At 72.2% G+C, this 24,493-nt stretch carries 22 protein-coding genes; 9 read left to right on the top strand and 13 right to left on the bottom strand.

Going from position 1 to position 24,493, the window contains the following annotated elements; genetic code table 11:
- Positions 1 to 68: 68 nt before the first annotated feature.
- The 4 genes from nuoL to Pdca_RS29535 are packed head-to-tail and all read left to right on the top strand — an operon-like array spanning position 69 to position 6,207.
- On the top strand, positions 69 to 1,913 hold the full coding sequence (nuoL, locus tag Pdca_RS29550; RefSeq protein WP_232021744.1) for an NADH-quinone oxidoreductase subunit L: 1,845 nt from the start codon (positions 69 to 71) through the stop codon (positions 1,911 to 1,913).
- Positions 1,913 to 3,556 (top strand): NADH-quinone oxidoreductase subunit M, encoded by a 1,644-nt coding sequence (locus Pdca_RS29545; protein WP_085915825.1) that lies wholly within the window; start codon positions 1,913 to 1,915, stop codon positions 3,554 to 3,556. The genes nuoL and Pdca_RS29545 overlap by 1 nt, the downstream gene beginning before the upstream one ends.
- Positions 3,553 to 5,181: an NADH-quinone oxidoreductase subunit NuoN gene (nuoN, locus tag Pdca_RS29540; protein WP_085915826.1), complete on the top strand. Its 1,629-nt coding sequence runs from the start codon at positions 3,553 to 3,555 to the stop codon at positions 5,179 to 5,181. The genes Pdca_RS29545 and nuoN overlap by 4 nt, the downstream gene beginning before the upstream one ends.
- A gap of 48 nt (positions 5,182 to 5,229) precedes the next feature.
- Positions 5,230 to 6,207, top strand: a complete 978-nt coding sequence (locus Pdca_RS29535) for a polyprenyl synthetase family protein (RefSeq protein WP_166665997.1) — start codon at positions 5,230 to 5,232, stop codon at positions 6,205 to 6,207.
- Here the strand turns inward: Pdca_RS29535 and rarD are convergent.
- Positions 6,183 to 7,118 (bottom strand): EamA family transporter RarD, encoded by a 936-nt coding sequence (rarD, locus tag Pdca_RS29530; RefSeq protein WP_085915828.1) that lies wholly within the window; start codon positions 7,116 to 7,118, stop codon positions 6,183 to 6,185. The two genes, Pdca_RS29535 and rarD, sit on opposite strands and share 25 nt — an antisense overlap.
- Positions 7,119 to 7,257: 139 nt before the next feature.
- Between rarD and Pdca_RS29525 the strand changes: the two genes are divergently transcribed.
- Positions 7,258 to 8,376, top strand: coding sequence for a sunset domain-containing protein (locus Pdca_RS29525; RefSeq protein ID WP_085915829.1), 1,119 nt, complete (start codon positions 7,258 to 7,260; stop codon positions 8,374 to 8,376).
- 84 nt (positions 8,377 to 8,460) lie between these two features.
- Here Pdca_RS29525 and Pdca_RS29520 read toward each other — a convergent pair whose 3' ends face one another.
- The 3 genes from Pdca_RS29520 to Pdca_RS29510 all read right to left on the bottom strand — a co-directional run bounded on the left by Pdca_RS29520 (position 8,461) and on the right by Pdca_RS29510 (position 12,351).
- On the bottom strand, positions 8,461 to 9,528 hold the full coding sequence (locus Pdca_RS29520) for a 2-oxoacid:ferredoxin oxidoreductase subunit beta (RefSeq protein WP_085915830.1): 1,068 nt from the start codon (positions 9,526 to 9,528) through the stop codon (positions 8,461 to 8,463).
- A complete protein-coding gene (locus Pdca_RS29515; RefSeq protein WP_125911612.1) occupies positions 9,525 to 11,435 on the bottom strand; it encodes a 2-oxoacid:acceptor oxidoreductase subunit alpha in 1,911 nt (636 codons plus the stop codon). Before Pdca_RS29515 ends, Pdca_RS29520 begins: the two co-directional genes overlap by 4 nt.
- A gap of 127 nt (positions 11,436 to 11,562) precedes the next feature.
- A complete protein-coding gene (locus Pdca_RS29510; RefSeq protein WP_085915832.1) occupies positions 11,563 to 12,351 on the bottom strand; it encodes an enoyl-CoA hydratase in 789 nt (262 codons plus the stop codon).
- Between the two features lie 147 nt (positions 12,352 to 12,498).
- On the opposite strand from Pdca_RS29510, the gene htpX reads away from it, so the two are divergent.
- From htpX to Pdca_RS29490, 3 genes are all read left to right on the top strand, one after another.
- Complete coding sequence (htpX, locus tag Pdca_RS29505; protein WP_085915833.1) at positions 12,499 to 13,356, top strand: zinc metalloprotease HtpX; 858 nt, start codon at positions 12,499 to 12,501, stop codon at positions 13,354 to 13,356.
- A 100-nt stretch (positions 13,357 to 13,456) separates the two neighbouring features.
- On the top strand, positions 13,457 to 13,996 hold the full coding sequence (locus Pdca_RS35865; RefSeq protein WP_085915834.1) for a flagellar biosynthesis protein FlhF: 540 nt from the start codon (positions 13,457 to 13,459) through the stop codon (positions 13,994 to 13,996).
- Positions 13,997 to 14,016: 20 nt separating this feature from the next.
- Positions 14,017 to 15,501, top strand: coding sequence for an amidase (locus tag Pdca_RS29490; RefSeq protein ID WP_197719842.1), 1,485 nt, complete (start codon positions 14,017 to 14,019; stop codon positions 15,499 to 15,501).
- On the opposite strand, the gene Pdca_RS36160 is transcribed toward Pdca_RS29490, so the two are convergent.
- Positions 15,502 to 16,071: a TetR/AcrR family transcriptional regulator gene (locus Pdca_RS36160; protein WP_085915835.1), complete on the bottom strand. Its 570-nt coding sequence runs from the start codon at positions 16,069 to 16,071 to the stop codon at positions 15,502 to 15,504.
- A gap of 59 nt (positions 16,072 to 16,130) precedes the next feature.
- Here Pdca_RS36160 and Pdca_RS29480 point away from each other — a divergent pair, with 59 nt between their 5' ends.
- Positions 16,131 to 16,874: a CPBP family intramembrane glutamic endopeptidase gene (locus Pdca_RS29480; RefSeq protein WP_085915836.1), complete on the top strand. Its 744-nt coding sequence runs from the start codon at positions 16,131 to 16,133 to the stop codon at positions 16,872 to 16,874.
- A gap of 140 nt (positions 16,875 to 17,014) precedes the next feature.
- On the opposite strand, the gene Pdca_RS29475 is transcribed toward Pdca_RS29480, so the two are convergent.
- The 8 genes from Pdca_RS29475 to Pdca_RS29435 form a co-directional block, all read right to left on the bottom strand.
- Positions 17,015 to 17,548 carry a YbhB/YbcL family Raf kinase inhibitor-like protein gene (locus tag Pdca_RS29475; protein WP_085915875.1) on the bottom strand — a complete coding sequence of 178 codons (534 nt, stop codon included), beginning with the start codon at positions 17,546 to 17,548 and terminating at the stop codon, positions 17,015 to 17,017.
- 26 nt (positions 17,549 to 17,574) lie between these two features.
- Positions 17,575 to 19,140 carry a GMC family oxidoreductase gene (locus tag Pdca_RS29470; RefSeq protein ID WP_085915837.1) on the bottom strand — a complete coding sequence of 522 codons (1,566 nt, stop codon included), beginning with the start codon at positions 19,138 to 19,140 and terminating at the stop codon, positions 17,575 to 17,577.
- Entirely contained in the window at positions 19,137 to 19,589 is a 453-nt protein-coding gene (locus tag Pdca_RS29465) for a hypothetical protein (protein WP_085915838.1), read from the bottom strand. Before Pdca_RS29465 ends, Pdca_RS29470 begins: the two co-directional genes overlap by 4 nt.
- A gap of 81 nt (positions 19,590 to 19,670) precedes the next feature.
- Positions 19,671 to 21,146: an AAA-type ATPase lid domain-containing protein gene (locus Pdca_RS29460; protein ID WP_085915839.1), complete on the bottom strand. Its 1,476-nt coding sequence runs from the start codon at positions 21,144 to 21,146 to the stop codon at positions 19,671 to 19,673.
- A 296-nt stretch (positions 21,147 to 21,442) separates the two neighbouring features.
- The gene (locus Pdca_RS29450) at positions 21,443 to 22,021 is read right to left on the bottom strand and encodes a TetR/AcrR family transcriptional regulator (RefSeq protein WP_085915840.1); all 579 of its coding nucleotides are present in this window, start codon (positions 22,019 to 22,021) and stop codon (positions 21,443 to 21,445) included.
- A 51-nt stretch (positions 22,022 to 22,072) separates the two neighbouring features.
- Positions 22,073 to 22,261, bottom strand: a complete 189-nt coding sequence (locus Pdca_RS29445) for a ferredoxin (RefSeq protein ID WP_085915841.1) — start codon at positions 22,259 to 22,261, stop codon at positions 22,073 to 22,075.
- Entirely contained in the window at positions 22,261 to 23,460 is a 1,200-nt protein-coding gene (locus Pdca_RS29440) for a cytochrome P450 (protein WP_085915842.1), read from the bottom strand. Before Pdca_RS29440 ends, Pdca_RS29445 begins: the two co-directional genes overlap by 1 nt.
- Positions 23,461 to 23,507: 47 nt before the next feature.
- A complete protein-coding gene (locus Pdca_RS29435; protein WP_085915843.1) occupies positions 23,508 to 24,467 on the bottom strand; it encodes a ketopantoate reductase family protein in 960 nt (319 codons plus the stop codon).
- Positions 24,468 to 24,493: the final 26 nt, after the last annotated feature.

The raw sequence follows: 24,493 nt of genomic DNA, 5'->3' as shown, positions 1-24,493 counted from the left end.
CGACCGGCGCCGCGTCGCTGGCCTGGTTGCTGATCGCGCTCCCCGCCGCCGGTGCGCTCGTCCTGTTCATGGCGGGCCGCCGGGCCGATGCCTGGGGCCACTGGCTCGGCGTCGCGACCGTGGTCGGCTCGTTCGTCATCGGTCTCGCGATCTTCGCGCAGACGCTCGGCCTCGGTCCGGACGAGCGGCTGCGCGAGCAGTCGCTCTGGTCCTGGATGGAGTCCGGCGCGCTCGGCGTCGACTTCGGACTCCGGCTCGATCCGCTGTCGATCACGTTCGTCCTGCTGATCACCGGTGTCGGCGCGCTCATCCACCTCTACTCGGTGGGCTACATGAGCCACGACCCGAACCGCAGGCGGTTCTTCGCCCAGCTGAACCTGTTCGTCGCGGCGATGCTGGTGCTGGTCCTGGGCAACAACTTCGTGATGCTCTACCTCGGCTGGGAGGGCGTCGGCCTGGCGTCCTACCTGCTGATCGGGTTCTATCAGGACCGGCCGGCCGCGGCGACCGCGGCTAAGAAGGCCTTCATCATGAACCGGGTCGGCGACGTCGGCCTGGCGATCGCGATCTTCCTGATCTGGCTGGAGCTCGGCAGCCTGCAGTACTCCGAGGTCTTCGCCCGGATCGGCGAGGTCTCCGGTGGCACGGTCCTGGCGATCACGCTGCTGCTCCTGCTCGGTGCCTGCGGCAAGTCCGGTCAGTTCCCGCTGCAGGCGTGGCTGCCGGACGCGATGGAGGGCCCGACCCCGGTCTCGGCGCTGATCCACGCGGCGACCATGGTCACCGCGGGCGTCTACCTGATCGCCCGCGCGTCGCCGATCTACAACCTGTCCGAGACCGGACGGCTGGTGGTCTGCCTGATCGGCGTGCTGACGCTGATGATCGGCGCGATCGTCGGCTGCGCCTACGACGACATCAAGAAGGTGCTGGCCTACTCCACGGTCAGCCAGATCGGCTACATGGTGCTGGCCGTCGGGCTCGGCCCGGCAGGTTACGCGCTGGGCATCCTGCACCTGCTCACCCACGGCTTCTTCAAGGCCGGGCTGTTCCTCGGTGCCGGATCGGTCATGCACGCCATGAACGACGACGTCGACATGCGCCGCTTCGGCGGCCTCTGGCGCAAGATGCCGATCACCTTCGTGACCTTCGGGCTCGGCTATCTCGCGCTGATCGGCTTCCCGTTCCTGTCCGGCTACTTCTCCAAGGACGCGATCATCGAGGCCGCGTTCGCCCAGGAGGGCTGGCAGGGCTGGGTGTTCGGCGGCCTGGCGACCCTGGCGGCCGGTCTGACCGGCTTCTACATGACGCGGCTGATGCTCATGACCTTCTTCGGCAAGAGCCGCTGGAAGGAGATCCGGTCCACCGACGGCCGCGAGTACCACCCGCACGAGTCGCCGGCCTCGATGACGGCGCCGATGATCGTGCTGGCGTTCGGCTCGGTGTTCGCCGGGTTCCTGCTCTACCCGGTCCTGCCGGGCTGGCTGAGCCCGTCGGTCGGTGAGCGGGTGGCCGCCGAGGGCGGTCCGCTGCCGCACGCGGTGATCCCGTTCCTGGTGGTCGGTGTCTCGCTGCTCGGCGTGCTGCTGGCCTACCTGTTCGTCGGTCGCTCGCCGGTCCCGGTGGAGCGCCCGCAGCGGGTCTCGCCGGTGGTCGCTGCGGCCCGTGCCGATCTCGGCGCGAACGCCTTCAACGAGGCGTTCCTCGAGCGGCCCGGGATCTGGCTCACCCGGCTGCTGGTCTTCTTCGACAACCGCGGGATCGACGGCCTGGTCAACGGCACGGCCGCCGCCTTCGGCGGTGGATCCGGCAGGCTCCGCCGGACGCAGACCGGGTTCGTCCGGTCCTATGCACTCTCGATGCTCGGCGGCGGGGTCCTCATCGTCGCCGCGATGCTGGCGGTGAGGTTCGCCTGATGATCGACCCCATTGTTCCGGGAAGCGGCGGAAACCCGCTCCTGATCGTCCTGCTCCTGGTGCCGCTGGCCGGCGCCCTGGCGCTGTACCCGGTACGGCACAACGCGGCGACCGCCAAGGCGGTCGCGATGGCGACCGCTCTGGTCGAGCTCGCGCTCGTCGTCGTGGCGTGGTCGCTGTACTCCATCCCGGCGGCACAGGCCGGGACCCGGTTCCAGTTCGAGTTCTCGGCGCCCTGGATCCCGGCCTTCGGCACGCACATCGCGTTCGGGGTGGACGGCATCTCGCTGGCGCTGATCGCGCTCACCGCGTTCCTGGTGCCGATCCTGCTGCTGTTCGCCTGGACGGAGAAGCTGCCCGAGGGCCGCTCGGTGGCCGGCTACTTCGGCCTGCTGCTGGCGACCCAGGCGACGCTGGTCGGGGTGTTCGCCGCGACCGACGTGTTCCTGTTCTACGTGTTCTTCGAGGCCATGCTGGTCCCGATGTACTTCCTGATCGGCCGCTTCGGCGGTCCGCGACGGCAGTACGCGGCGGTCAAGTTCTTCCTGTACTCGCTGCTCGGCGGGCTGATCATGCTCGCCTCGCTGATCGGGCTGTACGTGACGAGCGCCGAGCAGCTCGGCCGGGGCACGTTCACCTGGGCGGACCTGCAGGCGATCGCCGCCGACACACCCACCTCGGTGCAGATCTGGCTGTTCCTCGGGTTCTTCATCGCGTTCGCGATCAAGGCCCCGCTGGTCCCGTTCCACACCTGGCTGCCCGACGCCGGTGCCGAGGCGCCGATCGTCGCCGCGGTGCTGCTGGTCGGTGTGCTCGACAAGGTCGGCACCTACGGCTTCCTGCGCTACCTGCTGCCGCTGTTCCCGCAGGCCAGCCAGGTACTGGCACCGCTGGTGCTGGTGCTCGCGGTCGCCGGTGTCATCTACGCGGCGCTGCTCGCCGTCGGCCAGACCGACATGGGCCGGTTCGTCGCCTACACCTCGGTGGCGCACTTCGGCTTCATCGCGCTCGGGGTGTTCGCGTTCTCCAGCCAGGCGTTCGCCGGTGCCACCCTCTACATGGTCAACCACGGGCTCTCCACCGGGATGCTGTTCCTGATGGTCGGCATGCTGATCGCCCGCGGCGGGTCCCGCCTGATCGCCGACTACGGCGGTGTCGCGAAGCTCGCCCCGGTGATGGCCGGCTGCCTGCTGCTGGCCGGGATGAGCTCGCTGGCGCTGCCGGGGACGAACGCGTTCATCTCCGAGTTCCTGGTGCTGATCGGCTCGTTCCCGACCCGGCCGGTGTTCACGATCATCGCGACCGTCGGGATCATCTTCGCCGCGCTGTACGTGCTGTGGTTCTACCAGCGCACGATGCAGGGGCCGGTGCGCGGCAGCGCGGTGATCGCCGCGCTGGAGCGCGGTGGCGCCGGTGGCCCGGGCACCATGCTGGACCCGGGGGTGGCCGCGGACCGGAAGAAGTCCGGCTTCCCCGACCTGGGCCGCCGTGAGATCGGGCTGCTCGCACCGCTGATCGTGGTGATCGTGGTGCTCGGCTTCTACCCGGCCCCGGTGCTCGACGTGATCAACCCGTCGGTGACGGCGACCATGGCCGAACTCGGCCTGCCCGACCCGGTGCCCGCTGGAGGGATCGTCCGATGAGCTTCGCCTCCCAGGTTCCGACGCAGATCGAGATGCCCTCGATCGACTGGGCCGCGTCGGCGCCGCTGTGGATCGTGTTCGCCGGGGCGTGCGTCTCGGTGCTGCTGGAGGCGTTCCTGCCGCGCCACCAGCGCTGGCCGGTACAGGTGCTCACCACCGGGCTGACGCTGCTCGCGGCGCTCGTCGCGCTCGCCGGGTACGCCCTGTCGAGCCCGGAGCCGGTGCTGACCTTCGGTGCCGCGCTGGCGGTGGACGCACCCGCGCTGTTCCTCTGGGGCACGCTGATCGTGCTGACGATCCCCAGCCTGCTGCTGCTCGCCGACCGCTCGGTCGAACCCGGCGGGGTGTTCGTCGCCTCCGCCGCCGAGCGGGCAGCGGCCCGCTCGGGTGGCAACGGGACGAGCGCTGCCACCGGTGGTGGCGGCGGGTCCTCCGCGGAGCACGTCGACCGCTCCTACGGCACGCCGGACCAGACGCCGACGATGCAGACCGAGCCGTTCCCGTTCGTGCTGTTCGCGCTCGGCGGGATGATGGCCTTCGTCGCGGCGAACGACCTGCTGACGATGTTCATCGCGCTCGAGGTGCTGTCGCTGCCGCTGTACCTGCTCTGCGGCCTCGCCCGCCGCCGACGGCTGCTCTCCCAGGAGGCGGCCGTCAAGTACTTCCTGCTGGGTGCCTTCGGCTCGGCGTTCTTCCTGTACGGGATCGCGCTGCTCTACGGCTACGCGGGCTCGGTGCGGCTCTCCGAGATCTCGGATTCGGCCGCGGGCTCGCTGGCCTCGGACACGCTGCTGTTCGCCGGCCTCGCGCTGCTGCTGGTCGGGCTGCTCTTCAAGGGCTCGGTGGCGCCGTTCCACACCTGGACGCCGGACGTCTACCAGGGCGCGCCGACACCGGTCACCGCGTTCATGGCGGCCTGCACCAAGGTGGCCGCGTTCGGCGCGATCGCCCGGGTGCTCTACGTCGCGTTCGGCTCCACCGTGTGGGAGTGGCGCCCGGTGCTGTGGGCGGTGGCGATCGTCTCGATGGTCGTCGGCGCCGTGCTGGGCCTGACCCAGACCGACGTGAAGCGCATGATCGCGTACTCGTCGATCGCGCACGCCGGGTTCCTGATGCTCGGCGCGATGGCGATCACCCCGGACGGCACCGCCGGGCTGCTGTTCTACCTGGTGGCATACGGCTTCACCACGATCGCGGTGTTCGGTGTCGTGTCGCTGGTCCGCGGACCGGACGGCGAGGCGAGCCACCTGTCGGCGTGGGCCGGGCTGGCGAAGCGCTCGCCACTCACCGCGGGGATCATGACGTTCCTCCTGCTCGCGCTCGCCGGTATCCCGTTGACCAGCGGTTTCACCGCCAAGTTCGCGTTGTTCTCGGCGGCCGCCGCGGACGGCATGGTGCCGCTGGTGGTGATCGCGCTGGTCGCCTCGGCGGTCGCCGCGTTCTTCTACCTGCGGGTGGTCGTGCTGATGTGGTTCAGCGAGCCCGCCGAGGACGGCCCGACGGTCGTCGTCCCGGGCGCGTTCACCACGGTGGCCATCACACTGGGCACCCTGGCGACGCTCGTACTCGGGATTCTTCCCACACCCGTCCTCGAATGGGCCGCCGCCGGCGCGTTCATCGGCTGACGTTCGTACGCTGTGGGGGTGGAGACACAGAGTGTGGCCGGGGTCCGGATGGCCGATCCGATCCTGGCCGAGGCCACGGCCGACGGGCTGAAGCGGGTCGAGGACCTGCTGCGCCGCGAGGTGCACAGCGACTACGAGTTCGTCACCGAGACCTCGTTGCACCTGATCGAGGCGGGTGGGAAGCGGTTCCGGCCGCTGTTCACGCTGCTCGCGGCCCAGGTGGGGCCGCATCCGGAGCGCGACGAGGTGATCACGGCGGCGGCTGTGGTGGAGCTCATCCACCTGGCGACGCTGTACCACGACGACGTGATGGACGAGGCCGCGATGCGCCGCGGCGCGGAGTCGGCCAACTCCCGCTGGGACAACTCGGTCGCGATCCTCACCGGGGACTTCCTGTTCGCGCACGCGTCGCGGCTGGTCGCCGATCTCGGCCCGGACGCGGTCCGGATCATCGCCGAGACGTTCGCCCAGCTGGTGACCGGGCAGATGCGGGAGACCCGCGGCCCGAAGGCGTCCGACGACCCGGTCGAGCACTATCTGCGGGTGGTGGGGGAGAAGACCGGATCGCTGATCGCGACCTCGGGCCGCTACGGCGGGATGTTCTCGCTGGCCCCCGAGGAGCACGTGGAGGCGCTGCGCCGGTTCGGTGACCTGATCGGCACCGCCTTTCAGATCTCCGACGACATCATCGACATCGCCAGCCCGGCGGACGACTCCGGCAAGACCCCGGGGACCGACCTGCGGGAGGGCGTGCACACGCTGCCGATGCTGTACGCGCTGCGCGACGGCGACGACTCGCCGTCGTCGCGCAGGCTCCGCCGGCTGCTGGCCGCGCCGATCACCGACGACGGTGAGGTCGCGGAGGCGCTGGAGCTCCTGCGCTCCGGGCAGGCGCTGGTGAAGGCGCGGGAGACGGTCGCCGGGTACGCCGACCGGGCGCGCGCCGAGCTCGCGGTGCTGCCGGCCTGCTCCGCGATCGACGCGCTGCGGACGCTGACCGACTACACCGTCGAACGCACCGGCTGAGCCGCGCGGCGGGCCCGCCGCACCAGGTCGACGGTGAACAGCGCCAGCGCGATCCAGACCAGTGCGAAGCCGATCCAGCGGGCCGTGGGCATGTCCTCGCCGACGGCGAGCACGCCCCAGAGGAACTGCAGGGTCGGATTGATGTAGAGCAGCACGCCCAGCGTGCTGAGCGGGATCCGGCGCGCGGACGCGCCGTAGAGCAGCAACGGCAGCGCCGTGGCCGGGCCCGCCGACAGCATCAGCAGCAGGTGCCAGGGGCCCAGATCGAGGAACGTCCCCGCGCCGGAGCTCTCCAGCACCAGCAGGAACACCGCGGCCGGGAGCACGAGGACCAGGCCCTCGGCGGTGAGGCTGGCCGCCGCCGGCAGCCGCACCGTCGCCTTCAGCAGGCCGTAGGTCCCGAACGAACAGGCCAGCGCCATCGACAGCCAGGGCGGCGAACCCGCCCCGATCCCGATGACCAGCACGGCGACCGCGGCCAGTGACAGCGCGACCCACTGCGCGACCCGGAGCCGTTCCCGCAGCACGACGACGCCCAGCAGCACCCCCACCAGCGGGGTCATGTAATAGCCGAGCGCCACCTCCACGACCCGGCCGACCGACACGCCCCAGATGAACAGCCCCCAGTTCACCGCGATGAGGACCGCGGCGGCGCAGGTGGCGAGCCAGCCCCGCAGGTCGAGCCCCCGCAGGTGCCGCCAGCCGCGCAGCACCGTGAGCACGGCGGCCATCAGCACCGTCGTCCACACGATCCGATGGGCGAGCACCTCGACCGGCGCGGCCGGATCGAGCAGCGGCCAGAACGCCGGGAACATGCCCCACAGCACGTACGCGCCGACGCCGGCGGCCAGGCCTGTCCGGTCCAGCTCGTCCCGACCGGGGGTGGTTCGTTCGGGCGAATGCGTGCTCATCTCGTTACCGCTCCGTCGCCCGACACAGGCACCATGATCCAGCAAGGGCATGGAGACGCACGACCGCGATGACGGCGTGCACGATCCGTGATACCAACCACTGCGCCAGGGAGGCTCCCTGGCGGACGGAGGTCCGGTCATGGGCTGGATGTGGGCACTGCTCGCGATCGTCGTCGTGCTCGTGGTGGTCGGGCTGCTGGTGGTCCGGGCGCGCAGCAACGGCGGCACCGCCGAGGACACCGGCGGAGCCACGGCGGCAGCTGCGGCGCCGGGGACAGCTGCGGCACCGGAGGCTTCGGACGCACCCGGGGCACGGGGGACCGTGGGGACACCCGGGGCACCGGGGACCGCGGACGCACCCGGGGCACCGGGGACTGCGGAAACGCCCGAGGCACCCAGGACCGCGGAGGCACCCGGGGCGCCCGGGACGTCGGACGCACCGGAGCTGCGGGAGGCAGCGGCCGAGCCGGCACCCGGCCTGTTCGACACCGCGACACCGGTTGATCCCGCCGCCGCGGCCGCCGGGGCGCACACCCCATCGCCGGACGCCGGCCGGACCGAGTCCGATCCCGGACCCGAGCAGGAACCGGAGCCTGATCCCGGACCCGAGCCGGGGCCTGGCCGGGCCTCGCCGGACGGTGCCGTCGGCGACGGTCCCGGCTCGCCCGACGAGCCGTCGCCGGTGCCACAGCCCCGCTCGTCGGACGATCCCGGGCCGGTCGTCCCCGAGCAGCAGCATTCCTCGGCCGCCGACGCCGATGCCGATGCCGCCGACGATCCCGGACCGGCCGTGCCCGAGCAGCAGCACGCCTCGGCCGACGACGACGAACCCGCCGGACGGCACGCGCTGCGTGCCGACGTCGAGCCCGAGCCGCTCCCGGAACCGGTGCTGCCCGCGCAGACCGGGCCGCCGGAACCACTGGCGGCGTTCCGCTCCGCGCGGCCGGCCCCGCAGGGCTCCACCGGCGGCTCGGCGCTCGCCGCGCTGGACGCGCGGCTGATCGGGCCCGCCGCGGCCTCGGCGCCGCTGCCCGAGGGCGTGCGGCCGGGCCCGTACCTGGGATCGATCCTGGCACCCGAGGACGGCTCCGAGCCGCCCACGAGCCATCCGGTGAAGGTGCACAGCGGGTCCCGCCGGTTCCACACCACCGAGTCGCCGTACTACGTGCGGACGCGCGCCGACCTCTACTTCGAGAACGAGTCCGGGGCGCGGGCGGCCGGGTTCATCGCCTGGCACGAGCGGCCCGGCGCGCGCTGAGGCGCCGCCACCGTCCCTCCGAGCCCTCCGGCGGACACGAACGGCCCCGGCGCGGATCGCGCCGGGGCCGCATCGCGGGATCGGTCAGAGGATCGTCCAGGTGTCGCGGCCGTTGAGCAGGGTCTGCAGGTCGGCGTTGCCGGTCTGCTTGGCGTGCTGGACCTGGGCGCGGGCGGCGTCGTCGTAGGTGGTGCGGGGGGCGTTGCGGAAGATCCCGGTGACGGTGTGGGTGAGGTCTTGGTCGGAGAGCCGGGACAGTGCGAAGGCGAGTTCGTGGTCGGTCGCGTCGTGGGTGACGATCCGGGTGGGGTCGACCGTTGCGGCTTCGACGACGGCGAGGCCGAATCCGTCCTGGATGACGGCGTGGGTGCCCAGGCCGTCGTCGCCGGCGGGGCCGAAGCGGATGGGTTCGCCGTGGGTGACGGGGACGACGCGTTGTTCTCGGGTGTCGGGTTTGCGGAGCACGTCGAAGCTGCCGTCGTTGAAGATGGGGCAGTCCTGGAAGATTTCGACCAGTGCCGAGCCGCGGTGTGCTGCGGCGGCGGACAGGACCGCGGTGAGGCCCTTGCGGTCGGAGTCCAGGGCGCGTCCGACGAAGCTCGCCTCGGCGCCGAGCGCGAGCGAGATGGGGTTGAAGGGGTGGTCGACCGAGCCCATGGGGGTGGACTTGGTGACCTTGCCGACCTCGCTGGTGGGGCTGTATTGGCCCTTGGTGAGGCCGTAGATCCGGTTGTTGAACAGCAGGATCTTGATGTTGACGTTGCGGCGCAGGGCGTGGATGAGGTGGTTGCCGCCGATGGACAGGGCGTCGCCGTCGCCGGTGACGACCCAGACCGAGAGGTCTTCGCGGCTGGTGGCCAGGCCGGTGGCGATGGTGGGTGCGCGGCCGTGGATGGAGTGCATCCCGTAGGTGTTGAGGTAGTAGGGGAAGCGGCTGGAGCAGCCGATGCCGGAGACGAACACGGTGTTCTCGCGGCGGATGCCCAGGGTGGGCAGGAACTGGCGGACGGCGGCGAGCACGGCGTAGTCGCCGCAGCCCGGGCACCAGCGGACCTCCTGGTCGGAGGTGTAGTCCTTGGCGGTCTGCTTGGCGTCGGTGGTGGGGACGCCGTCGAGCCCGCCGATCGAGGGGAGACCGAGATCGGTGCTCATGCGTGGGCCTCCAGTCCGGTGAGGTGGTCGAGGAACACGTCCTGGAGTTCCTCGGCGCCGAAGGGCAGCCCGGCGACCTTGGTGTAGGACTTGACGTCGACCAGGTGGCGGGCGCGCAGCAGCATGGCGAGCTGGCCGAGGTTCATCTCGGGGCAGAGCACCGTGCGGTACGAGCCCAGGATCTCGCCGAGGTTGGCCGGCATCGGGTTCAGGTTGCGCAGGTGCGCGGTGGCGACCGGGTGGCCGAGCTTGCGCACGCGCCGGGCGGCGGCGTTGATCGGGCCGTAGGTCGAGCCCCACCCGATGACCAGTACCTCGGCGTTGCCGTCGGGGTCGTCGACGGTCAGGTCGGGGACCTCGATGCCGTCGATCTTGGCCTGACGCAGCCGCACCATCCGGTCGTGGTTGTCCGGGTCGTAGGAGATCGAGCCGCGCCCGTCGGCCTTCTCCAGCCCACCCACGCGGTGTTCCAGCCCCGCGGTGCCGGGGATCGCCCACGGCCGGGCCAGGGTCTCGGGATCACGCAGATACGGCCAGAACTCGCCCGACCCGTCGGGGGCGTTCGGCTCGGTCGCGAAACCGGGATCGACCGTGGGCAGCGACTCGGCGTCCGGGATGCGCCACGGCTCGGAGCCGTTGGCCAGCGCACCGTCCGACAGCAGCATCACCGGGGTCCGGTAGCGCACCGCGATCGCGGCAGCCTCGACCGCCGCGGAGAAACAGTCACCCGGCGTGGCCGGGGCGATCACCGGCAGCGGCGCCTCACCGTTGCGCCCGTGCAGGGCCTGCAGCAGGTCGGCCTGCTCGGTCTTGGTCGGCAACCCGGTCGAGGGGCCACCGCGCTGCACGTCGATCACCAGCAGCGGCAGCTCCAGAGCCACCGCCAGCCCGACCGTCTCGGCCTTGAGCGCCACCCCCGGACCGCTGGTGGTGGTCACCCCGAGCGAGCCGCCGAACGACGCCCCCAGGGCGGCACCGACACCGGAGATCTCGTCCTCGGCCTGGAAGGTGGTCACCCCGAACGCCTTGTGCTTGGACAGCTCGTGCAGCACGTCCGAGGCCGGGGTGATCGGGTAGGTACCCAGGAACACCGGCAGCCCGGTGGACTGTCCGGCGGCGACGATCCCGTAGGCCAGCGCCACGTTCCCGGTGATCTGACGGTAGGTGCCCGGCGCCAGCTGGGCGGGGGCGACCTCGTAGGTGACCGCGAACGCCTCGGTCGTCTCGCCGTAGGCGTGCCCCGCCCGGAACGCCAGCACGTTGGCCTCGGCGATGTCGGGGCGCTTGGCGAACTTCTCGCGCAGGAACCGCTCGGTCGACTCCGAGGGCCGGTGATACATCCACGACAACAACCCGAGGGCGAACATGTTCTTCGCCCGCTCGGCGTCCTTCTTCGACAGCCCCGTCTCCTCCAGCGCACCCCGGGTCAGGGTCGCCATCGCGACACCGTGGGTGGCGTAGGCCTCCAGGGAGTCGTCCTCGAGCGGGTTCGCGTCGTAACCGACCTTGGTCAGGTTGCGCTTGGTGAACTCGTCGGTGTTCACGATCAACACCCCGCCCGGGGGCAGATCGGCGATGTTCGCCTTCAACGCTGCCGGGTTCATCGCGACCAGCACGTCCGGGCGGTCACCCGGGGTCAGGATGTCGTAGTTCGCGAAGTGCAGCTGGAACGACGACACCCCCGGCAACGTCCCGGCAGGAGCCCGGATCTCGGCAGGGAAGTTCGGCAGCGTCGACAGGTCGTTACCGAAGTTCGCCGTCTCCGAGGTGAACCGGTCACCGGTGAGCTGCATGCCGTCACCGGAGTCGCCCGCGAACCGGATCACCACCCGATCGCGTTGCACGACTCTCGAGCCCTGCGCGTCTCCGGAGTCACGTGCCTCGACAGGAGTGTCGCTGGTGGTCATGGGCAGATCGGCCCCCGGTTCCGTCGATAGTGCGCTGTTGAGTCGAGGTTAACTCCCGAATCGGACCAGCGTCGCGCAGCCCTCGACGACGTCACAGGTCCGGTCCACGTCGTGGGAGTGACCTCACTCACTTCCTGCTGATCTTCTTCTGCAGGGCGGCGACCCGTTCGGCGAACGCGGCCGAGTGCACGGACTCGGCCTGGGCGCGGACCTCGATGTCGGTGGCGTCGGCGTGTGCGTCGAGCCGGGAGGTGACGCGCATGGTGGCCTTCGTGGTCTCGATCAGGTCCCGCGGGGCGGCCGCGGCCCGGCCGGCCAGCTCATGCGCGGCGGCCAGCAGCGCGTCGTCGCTGTCGTAGGCGCGCCAGGCCAGGCCGACCCGCTCGGCCTCCCGGGCGTCGAGGACGTCACCGAACAGCGTCATCGCGGCGCTCCCCTGGGCGCCCAGCGCCCGCTGCGCCATCCAGGTGAACCCGCCGCCGGGGTGCAGCCCGAGCTGCATGAACCGGACGTCGAACCGCGCGGTGGGTCCGGCCAGCCGGACGTCGCAGGCCAGCGCCAGGTTGATCCCGGCGCCGACGGCCGCGCCGTTCACCGCCGCCAGCGTCGGCAGCGGGCAGGACGCGAGGGCCAGGAAACCGGAGTAGACGCGCTTGAGCGTCGCCGGATCCGCCTGCTGCAGCTCGGCGAGATCGCCACCCGCGCAGAACGCCGGCGGCTCGCCGGTGACGACGATCGCCCCGACCCCTGGCTCGGCCACCGCCTCGTCGACGGCGGCGACGAGGTTCGTCGACAACTCCAGGTTCAGCGCGTTGCGCCGGGCCGGGTTCGACACGGTGAGCACCGCGACGCCCTCGGTGATGTCGGTGCGGACCTCTGTGCTGACCCCACTGTCCCTGACCCCACTGTCGCTCATGGCTGGGATCATGCCCCGGCGGCCGGGCCGGGCGCACCCGCGCCGGGTGGCGCCGGGTCACATGCCGGCACCGGCGGGAACGTCGTGACCGGTTCGTCCGTTCGACGAGGTGAACCCCCTGCAGGACCGCACGGAAGGTGAGGCGGCGTGCACAGCCACATGAACGGCTTGAAGACGGCCGTGCTTCTCGGCGCGATGAGTGCCCTGATCCTCGCGATCGGAGGCCTGATCGGAAGTCGCGGCGGCCTGATGATCGCGCTGGTGGTCGCGTTGGCGATGAACGGCTGGGCCTACTTCAACTCGGCGAAGCTCGCGCTGCGCTCGATGCACGCGCAGCCGATCACTGAGGCCGAGTACCCGCAGCTGTTCCGAATGGTGCGCGAGCTCAGCCAGAAGGCGCGCCAGCCGATGCCGGCGCTCTACATCAGCCCGACCGACGCGCCGAACGCGTTCGCGACCGGCCGCAACCCGCGCAACGCCGCGGTGTGCGTGACCACCGGCCTGATGCAGCTGCTCGACGAGCGCGAGCTGCGGGCCGTCATCGGGCACGAGCTCAGCCACGTCTACAACCGGGACATCCTGATCTCGTCGGTGGCCGGGGCCATGGCGTCGGCGGTGTCCTTCATCGCCAACATGGCGATGTTCGCGTCGATCTTCGGCGGCGGCGACGAGGACCGCCCGAACCCGATCGCGATCATCCTGGTCGCGATGCTCGGGCCGATCGCGGCCGGCATCGTGCAGATGGCGGTCAGCCGCTCCCGGGAGTACCAGGCCGACGCCTCGGGCGCCGAGCTGACCGGCGACCCGCTGGGGCTCGCCTCGGCGCTGCACAAGCTCAAGTACGGCACGGCCGCGGCGCCGCTCCCGCCGGACCCGCGGCTCACCTCGCAGTCCCACCTGATGATCGCGAACCCGTTCCGGCCGGGGGAGCGGATGGCCCGCTGGTTCTCCACGCACCCGCCGATGGAGGAGCGGATCGCGCGATTGCAGCGGATGGCCCGCTGACAGCGTCCGTACGGATGTGTCGCCGATCGCGGATTCGTAACGGTGCCGGGGGGCCCGCGCGATGAAGGGGTGGCAGAGCTCCCCCTGCGGAAGAGGACCGATGAGCGAGACCCCGAGCCGTAAGCCCCGGCACGCGCTGTCCGACACGGGGCCCTCCGTGCCGGTGCAGCACGGCCCGTGGGACGGCGCCGGAGCCGACGTCACACCGCGGGCATCCGTCCCGGAACAGGCCGTCTCCCCGGAGGCCGGCGACTTTCCGGTGGCCGACCGGCACACCGCCGTCCCGGAGCAGGCGCCGGCGGGCGACCGACCGGCCGCCGCCCCGGACCGGGCCGGTGCGCCCGGTGATCCCGGCGACGCGCCCACCCAGGCGCTGCCCGTGATCCCCCGCCCGCGCACCGACGGCACCCCGTCGGTCGCGCGGCTCCCCGAGCCGATCCGGCCGGGCCCGGTGCGTGAGGCCACGGCCGGGGCGCCGAGGGTGCCCGGCCTGCCGGACCTGCCGTCGACGGTGCGGCCGGTGCTGCCCGCCGCACTGGGCGCGGCGACCGCGCTGCTGCTCACCCTCGGCGTCGTCGCCGGTGTGAACGGTGCGCCGGACCCGGCTCCCGCGCCGCCCGCGCCGGTCTCGGAGCCCTGACGGTCTGCTTCGATCGCCCCATGGGCATCGCGTGGGACGACTACCGCAGGCACGACGCCGTCGGGCTGGCCGCGCTGGTCGCGGCCGGTGAGGTGAGCGCCACCGAGCTGCTGGAGGCGGCGACCGACCGCGCCGACGCCGTCGAACCGACGATCAACGCGATCCGGCACCGGATGACCGACGCCGCGCGGGCCCGTGCCCGGGGCGAGCTGTCGGGGCCGTTCGCCGGGGTCCCGTTCCTGGTGAAGGATCTCGCCCAGCACATCGCCGGGGTGCCGACGGGCAGCGGCTCGCGCGCGCTGGCCGGGTACCCGCGGCCCGAGACATCGACGGTGGTCCGGCGCTGGACCGACGCCGGACTGGTGATCTTCGGCCGGACCGCGACCCCCGAGTTCGGAGCCCGCGCGGTGACCGAGCCGGTCGCCGGCGGTCCGACCCGCAACCCGTGGGACCCGGGCCGCACCCCGGGCGGCAGCTCCGGCGGGGCGGCCGCCGCGGTCGCGGCCGGGATCGTGCCCGCCGCGGGGGCGAGCGACGGCGGCGGCTCGATCCGGATCCCGGCGGCGGCCTGCGGGCTGTTCGGGCTCAAGCCCGGCCGCGGTGTCGTCCCGTCCGGGCCGGAGGTCGACGAGGGGTTCCACGGCGCCGCGGTGCAGGGTGTGGTGTCCCGGACGGTGCGCGACTCCGCGGCCATGCTCGACGTGCTGGCCGGGCCCGCGCCGGAGGGGCCGTACCGGGTGCAGCCACCGGAGCGGCCCTACGCCGAGGCGGTGCGTGACGATCCGGCGCCGCTGCGGATCGGGCTGAGCACGGCGTCCCCGCTGGGCGGGCCGGTGGACCCGGAGGCGGTCGCCGCCGTGACGGGCGCTGCGGAGCTGCTCAGCTCGCTCGGACACGTCGTCGAGGAGTCCGCCCCGGCCGTCGACGGCCGCCGGCTGGCCACCGACTTCCTCACCACCTGGTTCGCCATGATCGCCGCCCAGGTGGACGGGGCGCGGGCGCGCACCGGCTGCGGTGAGGACGCGTTCGAGACCGAGACCCGGGTGATGGCCGCGATCGGGCGGGGCACGAGCGCGCCGGAGTACCTCGCCGCGCAGGCACGCTGGCAGGAGCACACCCGCGCGCTCGCCACCTTCCACGAGCGCTACGACCTGCTGCTCACCCCGACCCTGGCCCGGCCGCCGTGGCCGATCGGCGAGCTGGATCTCGCCGGTCCGGTGAAGCTGGTCGCGCGTGGCCTGCTCACGCTGCGCGCCGGCGGCCTGCTGGGGCGGATGAACCTGGTCGAGGGCCTGGTCGACGCCAACTTCGCGCCGGTGCCGTTCACCCAGCTCGCGAACCTGACCGGCCGCCCGGCGGCGACGGTGCCGCTGCACACCACCGCAGGCGGTCTGCCGCTCGGCGTCCAGTTCGTCGGACGCCCGGGTGCCGAGCCGCAGCTGCTGGCGCTGGCCGCCCAGCTGGAGCGGGCCCGGCCGTGGGCGGACCGGATGCCCGCCCTGTAGTCAGTCCCCGAGCAGCCGGAGCAGGTCCCGCACCCGGGCCCGCTGCCGCTCCGGATCGGCGGGCGCATGATGCAGCAGGCCGTCCAGCGCGTGCACGACGGTCCGCGCACGCTCCACCGGATCGCTGGTGCCGGGGAGCCGGGCGAGGTGGAACGCGACCTCGGCCACGCAGTCGGCGCGCAGCCGGTCGACGGCGGCGACCCCGGTGGCGGTGCGGGTCGCGAATCCCGCGAACAGCGCGTGCAGGTGCGGGTGGTCGGCGTGCAGCGCCACCGCGGTGTCGGCGATCTGCAGCACCGCCGCGAGTGGCTCGGGCGGGTCGGCGCGCAGCGCGGCGAACCGGGAGTCCAGCGTGGACCGCGCCTGCTCGACGTGCCGGGCGACGAGCGCGTCGAGCAGCGCCTGCTTGTGCGGGAAGTACTGGTAGAGCGAACCGATGGAGAGACCGGCGCGCTCGGCGATCCGGTTCGTCGTCGCCGCGAGACCCTCCCGCCGGAAAACCTGAGCAGCCGCCGTCAGGATGATCTCCACGGTCTCCCTGGACCGGGTCTGACGTGGTGTTCTGCGCACGGCGCCACTCCCTGCGGACGCGAGTTGTCGGCTCCCATCCGACCACGGAGGCTGGTCAGGTGACCAGCGTCCTGTTCGTGGATTATCCGCTCCGGTTGCTTCCCGGCCTGATCGTGCTCACCGCGTTGTTCCTGGCGCTGGGCCGGTCGGCGCCGCTGTTGCGGATCGTGGTGCTGGTGCTCGGTTTCGTCCTCGTGCGGGACACGATGACCCCGCTCGGTCTCTGGTCGCTCGGGACCACCGGTGGCGCGACGTGGCTGCGGTTCGCGCCCGATCCGCTGGTGCTGCTGACACTCGGTGCGGTCGGCGCGGGCGGTGCACTCGCGATCGCCTACGGGCCGCGGGACCTGCGCGGGCTCGTCGTGTGGGGTGGTCTCGGGCCGCGGGCATTGCTGACCGCGCTCGGTGCGGCCGCGGTCCTGCTCGTTCCGCTGCTCGTTCTGTTGCGGACGGCTCCGGTGGAGCAGCGCGGCGGCGCGGTGGCACTGTCGTTGCTCCCCGCGGTGGCGGTACTGGCATTCGGCGGGAACCTGTTGGAGGAGGTGCTCTTCCGCGGGTTGCTGCAGGGGTACCTGAGCGGTCCGCTCGGCTACCCGCCCGTGCGCACGATCCTGCTGTCCGGGTTGTTCTTCGCGGCCGGGCACACCTTCCTGGCGACGACCGTCACCGGCCTCGGCTGGCCGGTACTCGCTTTCACAACGGCGGAGGGGGTGCTGTGCGCCTGGGTCCGGCACCGGCACGGGGTGCTCGCCGCGACCGTCACACACGGGACGGTGATCCTGGTGCTGGCCTCCGGGCTGTGACCCGGTCGCAGCTGTTCGTGCGGCCGAGACGGGTGCGGCCGCGCGATGCCGCACCGATGTGGGCAGGAATCGGCGCCGGTGGCCGCACGGGACGGGCCGCGCCCGCCGTGCGGCCACCACGCCGCCACACGCGCCCGACGTCAGCGCTGGTAGGTCGCGGTGATGGTCGCCCTGGCCAGGGTGTGGGTGAACAGGTTGAACCCGAGGAACGCCGGGGTGGCGGTCCGCGGGACGCCCAGTCTGGGCACGTCGACGGCGTGCACGACGACGAAGTAGCGGTGCACACCGTGCCCCTCCGGCGGGGCGGCACCGAGGTACTGGTGGATCCCGGCGTCGTTGGGCAGGGCCAGCGCGCCCTCGGGCAGCCCGGTGCCACCGGGATCGCCCGCGCCCGCGGCCAGCTCGGTGACCCCGGCCGGGATGTCGGCGACCGCCCAGTGCCAGAAGCCGCTGCCGGTCGGGGCGTCCGGGTCGTGGACGGTGACGGCGAAGCTGCGGGTGGCGACGGGGAAGTCACGCCAGCTCAGCTGGGGCGAGCGGTCCTGGCCTCCCGCGCCCATGATGCCGCTGACCTGCGGTGTGGCCAGCGGAATGCCGTCGGAGATGTCGGTGCTGGTCAGGGTGAAGCTCTCGACCTCGGGCAGGAACCGATACGGGTCGGGTGGTGCGGACACGGGTGCGGTCATCCCGGTCTCCTCTCTCAGTTCCGGCCGGTGCGGAAGTCGGATGCGATGAAGTCGGCCTGACGGGTCGCCAGGGCGACGATGGTGAGCGTGGGATTGGCGGCCGCGCCGGTGGTGAACACGCTGCCGTCGGTGACGAACAGGTTCGGCACGTCGTGCGCGCGCCCGAACCGGTCGACGACGCCGTCGCCGGGACGCTGACTCATCCGGCAGGTACCGAGGTTGTGCGTCGACGGGTAGGGCGGGGTCTCGATCGTGCGGTGTGCACCGACCGCCTTGTAGACCGCGGCACCCTGCTGCTGACCGTGCCGGCGCATCGCGACGTCGTTCGGGTGGTCGTCGAAGTGGACGTTCGCGACCGGAATGCCGTGCTCGTCGACCGTGTCGGACAGCGTGATCCGGTTGGTTCCCTGCGGCATGTCCTCGCCGACGATCCACATGCCGGCGGTGTTGAGGTAACCGTCGACGATCTCTGCCAACTTCGGTCCCCAGCTCCCGGGGGCGACGAACTTGGCGAAGAACGCGGGTCCGAGTGCGATCGTCTGCATGTAGTAACCGCCGACGAATCCCCGGCCGGTATCGAGTCGGGACTCGTCGGCGATCACTCCCGCCATCGTCTCGCCGCGGTACATCCGGACCGGCTTGTCGAACTGCCCCCACACGGTTCCGGTGGTGTGACGCATGTAGTTGCGCCCGACCTGACCGGAGGAGTTCGCCATACCGTCCGGGAACCGGGTCGACGCCGAGAGCAGCAACAGCCGCGCGGTCTCGATCGAGTTGCCCGCGACCGAGACGACCGCGGCGCGCTGGCGGCGCAGGGTGCCGTTGCGGTCGACGTAGAGCACCCCGGTGGCCCGGCCGTCCGGTCCGTGCAGGATCTGCACCGCCTGGCTGTCCGGCCGCAGGTCCAGATTGCCGGTGGCCTCGGCCTTGGGCAGCTCGGCGACCAGGGTGGACCACTTGGAGCCGTGCTTGTCGCCCTGGAAGTTGAACCCGTCCTGGATGCTGGCGGGACGGCCGTCGTAGGGCTCGGCGTTGGTCGCGTACGGGCCGGTGGAGTAGTCGCGGTAGCCGAGCTTGTCGGCGCCGTTCGCGAACACCTTGTAGTTGTTGTTCGCGGGCAGCGGCGGACGCCCGTGCCGGTGCGTCACCCCCATCTTGATCTCGGCCTGGTCGTAGTACGGCTCGAGCTCGGACAGGGTGATCGGCCAGTCGAGCAGGTCGGCGCCCTCGATGTCGCCGTAGGTGGTGCGGGCGGCGAACTCGTGCGACTTGAACCGCGGGCAGGCACCGGCCCAGTGCGTCGTCGTACCGCCGACGGCCTTGACGATCCAGGCGGGCAGGTTCGGGAAGTCGTCGGCGATCGCCCAGCTGCCCGAGGTGGTGCGCGGGTCGGTCCAGGCCATCTGGCCGAACGCCGCCCATTCGTCGTTGTGGTAGTCCTCGCCGGTCAGGTGCGGTCCGGCCTCAAGGACGACGGTCTTGAAGCCCCGCCGGCACAGCTCGTGGGCCAGGGTGCCGCCGCCCGCGCCGGAGCCGACGATCACCACCACGTCGGAGTCGTCGTAGTCGAAGCGGGTCATGCCGAAGCCTCCTGCCGGCTGTCGTCGCCGTAGCTCTCGATGCGTGGATCGGGCAACCAGTCCAGGTCGTTGAAGCCCCGGTCGATGTAACCGCCCTTGTCGTAGGAGGCGCCCTCGTAACCGAGCACGTCCCAGACCTCGTGGTCGTCGTAGAGCGCGACCACGGCGACGTCGACGATCCCGGTGAAGAACGGTGTGTCGGCGATCCCGCGCAGCACGACCGCGGCGATGTCGGGATCGAGGCGGGAGAACGGGACCTCGCGCTGCCGGTCGAGATCGTCGAGCCCCTGCAGGAGCTGTGCCTGCAACCGCGGGTTCGCCGCGGCCGCGTCGACCACGGCCTGCGCCGCTCGTTCGTAGGGGCCCATCGGGAACGTGTCGTGCGGGAACGCCGCACGCAGCAGATCGACCAGCAGCCGGCGCTGGTCGTCGGACAACAGGGTGGGCATCGTCGTCTCACCTTCTTCGTCGAGCGGGAACGGGCACAGGTGTGCCGTCGGAGGAATGCGGCAGTTCGTGCGGAAAGGAACTCAGAACCCGTTGCGGATTCCGTACACGTCGAGCCGTCGGTACAGGGTTGCCCGGCTGATGCCGAGGTCGTGGGCGGCGCGGCCCATGGTCGTGCCCGGTTCGGCGAGGGCCCGCAGGATCTCGTCGCGCTCGACCATCTCGATCCGCGACAGCGCCCGCCGTGGTGCGCCGCCGGCCACCTCGGGCGGCAGATGCTCGGTGTCGACCACGTCGCTGCGGGACACGGCGGCCTCCACCACCGCGCGGAGCTGTTCCACGTTGCCGGGCCATCCGAACGCGTCCAGGCTCCGCCGCGCGGCGTCGGTGAACCGGACCTCGCGGCCGCGGCGGGCCGCGGCGAACGTCCGGGCCAGCGGCGTGATGTCCTCGCGGCGGTGCCGCAGTGGCGGCAGCTCCACGTAGCCGTCGACCAGCGGGCGCAGCGCCGCGGGCACGGCGTCCGGGTCGCGGGCGGTGAACGCGAACGCCGGACGACGCCCCGGATCGATCGTGCGGAGCATCCCGGCCAGCTTCGATGCGACCGTCGGGGTGAGCCCGTCGACCTCGCTCACCACGATGCTGGTGGCGTCCTTGCCCAGCTCCGGGGTCCAGAGGTCGAGCCAGGCCTCGGCGCTCCGGTCGTTCGGCGGCCGGGCCGCGAGCACCCGTCCGCGCGGGTGGGTGCGGGCGAGCGCGGCGGTGAGCAGCGCGGTGCGCCCCACCCCGTCCTCACCGACGACGGCGACGATCCGCCCCGCCGACAGTGCGGCCTCGAGCTCGTCCAGTGCGCTCGCGCGGGCCCGGGACGGCGGCGCCGGTGCCGGCTCCGGCGGATGCAGCAGAACCCGGAAGACCCGCCCCTGGGTGACCGGCCGCGGGCTCCGCCCGTGGTGGCGGGCCAGCATCAGCGCGGCCGCACTGCTCGCGGCGCTCTGCGCGAGCGCCAGCAGCAACGGATCCGAGCGCTGCGACCACGTGGTGAGGTTGACGCTGCCGACGAGCTCGCCGGTGACCGGGTCCGACACCGGGGCGGCGGCGCAGGTGTAGCCCCACAGCTCGGTGCAGAAGTGCTGATCGGCCCGGACCAGCGACGGCGCCCGGTCGACCAGGGCCAGGCCCAGCCCGGTCGTCCCGGTCTCCCGCTCGCCGTAGTCGAAGCCGGGTGCGAGATGCACCGTGTCCAGCGCGCTGAGCAGCGAGCGTTCCCGGCAGTACCGGTCGAGAACGATCCCGTCGGCGTCGGTGAGCATCAGGCTGACCGGCTCGTCGGCCAGCGTCTCCTGCAGCCCCTCGAGCACCTCGCGTCCACAGCGGAAGAACAGTGACTCGTCGTCGACCGCGCCACAGAACGACGGCATCACCTCGTCCAGCGACGCGCCGAACTCCGTGCTGCGCCGCCAGGACGCGGTGATCCGCTCCGGTACCCCCGGACCGTCACCCGTACCTCTCGACCGTGCGATCTGCTCCCGCTCACAGAGCCTGGCTGAGCCGTCCATGTCCTCACGACCTCCGAGGCGTCGTTGCGCTCATCAGACGCCCCGACTGTGGCACGCCGGAGCGGGTCGGCGCGCCCACCCGTCGTCTCAACCTGCGACAAGATCGACGTCTCGCCCGCGGGCGGGCTCTCGGTGTGCGGTCGATCTCTGCGCCGGGACCCGTCGTCGGAGGTCGGCTGCGAGAAGACCGGTGCCGGTGCCGGTGCCGACGTCGAGCGCGGTGTGCGAGCCCTCGGGTACGGCGTTCAGGACCAGCCGGTGGTAGTGGATGTTGTGGTTCCACCGGTCGCGGGGGCTCACGGGCTCGCGGTGCCCCGGCGCAGCCCGTCCACGACGAGGGTGACGACGCCGTCGGCCTCGGCTCGCCACCCGGGACGCGCATGGGCGGCGCCGATGCCGTGCAGCGCCATCAGCACCGCACCGGCGTCGATGTCGTCGCGCAGGGACCCCTCCGCGATGCCCTTGGCCACCAGCTCGGCCACCGCGTCCTCGAGCTCGTGCCCGCTCGTGTTCCGCTCGCGGGAGCCCGCGGACATGAGGGTGGCCAGTGTGCGGGCGAGGCCCTGGTGCGCGTCGATGTGGTCGACCATGTCCCGCAGGAAGACCGCCAGCGCCTCGTCCGCGGGTCGGGTCGCCCCGAGGCGGCGGGCGTGGTCGCTCATGGTGGCGATCTCGGAGCGGTAGACCGCCTCGGCCAGCGCCTCGCGGGTGGGGAAGTTCCGGTAGAGCGTGCCGGTGCCCACGCCGGCCAGCCCGGCGAGATCGTCGAACCGCATGTCGAAGAACCGGCCGGCGACGAAGACCTCGCGAGCTGCGGCGACGATCGCCTCGCGGTTCCGCCGGGCGTCGGCGCGCAGCGGCTTCTCGATGGTCACGCGGCACCTCACGTCGAGGGTGGAGATCGTCTTCCCATCGTGCCCCAGCTCTCAGTCACAGGACAGGGCCTGTGCCGGGCAGAGGTGCACCGCCGCCCGAGCCGACTCGACCGAGCCGGCCTCCGGGGCCGCGACCCGGACGATCACCATCCCGTCGTCGTCCTGGTCGAAGAGGGCGGGCGCGGTGAGTACGCACTGGCCCGCGCCGACGCACCTGTCGGTGTCCGCGACGATCTTCATCACCAGGTCACCGGAAGCTGGTGCAGGCCGAAGATGGCGGCGTCGTCCTTGAAGGGCAGCTCGTCGACGTCGGCGGCGAGCGCGAGGGTGGGGATGCGGCGGAACAGGGTGTCGAACACGATCTGCAGCTCCATCCGGGCCAGGTTCTGCCCCAGGCACTGGTGTGGCCCGAACCCGAAAGCGACGTGGTGGCGGGCGCCGCGTTCGATGTCCAGCTCGTCGGGGTCCGCGAACGCCCGCGGATCGCGGTTCGCCGAGTACGTCAGCGCCAGCACCCCCTCGCCCGCGCGGATCAGCTGCCCGCCGATCTCGGCGTCCTCGACGCACAGCCGTGCCGTCGCCGCGTCCACGATCGTGAAGTACCGCAGCATCTCGTCGACCGCGGCGATGGTCCTGGTGGGATCGGCGCGGATCAACGCGAGCTGCTCGGGATCACGCAGGAACGCCACCGTCGACAGCGAGATCATGTTCGCCGTCGTCTCGTGCCCCGCCACGAGCAGCAGGATTCCCATGCCCACCAGGGCCGGCCGACGGTAGGAGCCCTGCTCGCGCAGGGTGTGGATCTGCCGCCCGAGCAGATCGTCCGGCGGGTCGGTCTCCTTCTCCGCGATCAACTCGTCCAGGTAGTCGCGCAGGGCTGCGATGGCGGCGGCTCGCTCCAGCGGTGGCGTCCCCCGGGCGATCAGCGCGGTCGACTTCTCCTGGAAGAACGCGTGCGCGGAGTAGGGCACGCCGAGCAGCTCGCAGATCACGAGCGACGGGATCGGCAGCGACAGTTCCTCGACGAGGTCGGCGGGCCGGGGCCCGGTCAGCAACGCGTCGATCCGCTCGTCGACGATCTCCTGGACCCGTGCCCGCAGCGCCTCGGTGCGGCGCACGGTGAACTCGCCGAGCACCGCTCGGCGGGCCACCGGGTGTTCGGGCGCATCCATGCTGATCAGCGTGGGCTCCTCGTCGGGACGCTTGACCGCGGCTGCGCCCGCCGTCAGCTCCGGGAAGTCCGGTCGCCGGCGGTCGGAGCTGAACCGGCGGTCGTTGAGCACGGCGCGGACGTCCTCGTGCCGGCTGACCACCCACGCACGCCCACCGTCGGGCAGCCGGACCTGCGCGACCGACTCCTCCTCGCGGATCCTCGCGTACGCCGGCGGCGGAGCGAACGGGCAGGTACGGGACTGCGGGAACTCGTCGACGGTCGTCATGTCGTCCTCCGGTGCGTGGGTGGTGGGTGGCGGGCGGGGGTGGGACTTCAGCCGGTCCCCGCCCTGGCGAAGAGATGCTCGGCCGCCTCGAGGCGGGGGGTGGCGATACCGAGCCGGCGCGCCTCGGCGAGGGCGTCCCGGCAGACCGCACGCGGCTCCTCGGCTGCGGGATCGGCGTGCGCCTCGAAGTTGTGGCGCGCGGACGGGATGGCGACGGTCGCCAGGGCGAGTGCGCCGCCGACCGCCCACGCGGGCGCACGCAACGGGAGGAGACCGAGCCGGTGGCGGCTCAGGTCGACACCGCGTGCCTCGAGGACCGGCAGCAGCTCACGGCCGGTCAGCATCGCCGCACGCAGGTCCCCCGGTGCCCCGACGAGGTCGGCCAGCACGCCCCGCCGCAGCCCCTGCGAGTGCATCCCGGCGTCCGCCGCGAAGTGGATCAACAGCCAGCCGCGGAAGTCGGGCTGCTCGCGGATCCGCAGGCCGGCCTCGCGGAAGATCGTGCGGACGGCCGACTCACGTCCGGTGGGCGCGGTGCCGAGGGTGCCGAACAGGACCGACGGCAGCATCGTCGCGCGCAGCACGCCGTCCGCGCCGAAGCCGCCGCCCGCCTGCGGGAAACCCCAGGCGACCTGGTCGGCGGGGAGATCGCCGATCGCGGCGAGCGGCTCGTCCCAGATGTTGCCGAAGACCAGCACGGTGGCCCGGCCGATCCGCGGCGCCAGGAACTCTGCGGCCTCGGCGAGGCTGTGGTGCCCCACGCTCAGCACGATCAGGTCGAAGTCGTGATCGGCCTCGAGCTCCTCCCGGAGGCGCACCGGCCACCGCTCGACGACGCGCCGCCCCCACGGCCGGTGCCGCATGTCGGCCAGCTCGAGGTCGATCGCGGCGCCGTAGGTCGCGGCGCGCCCCGGGCGGACGTAGAACTCCACCTCGTGCCCGGCCTGTTCCAGCACCCGGCCGTACACCGAGGCGATCACGCCACGGCCGAACATCAGGACCTTCACATCGCACCTCGCCAAGATCTGGAGAT

The organism is Pseudonocardia autotrophica (genome assembly GCF_003945385.1).
In the GTDB taxonomy this organism is placed as follows: Bacteria; Actinomycetota; Actinomycetes; order Mycobacteriales; family Pseudonocardiaceae; genus Pseudonocardia; species Pseudonocardia autotrophica.
The sequence above is the reverse complement of the archived record's forward strand: the minus strand, read 5'-3'. Positions and strand labels throughout refer to the sequence as shown.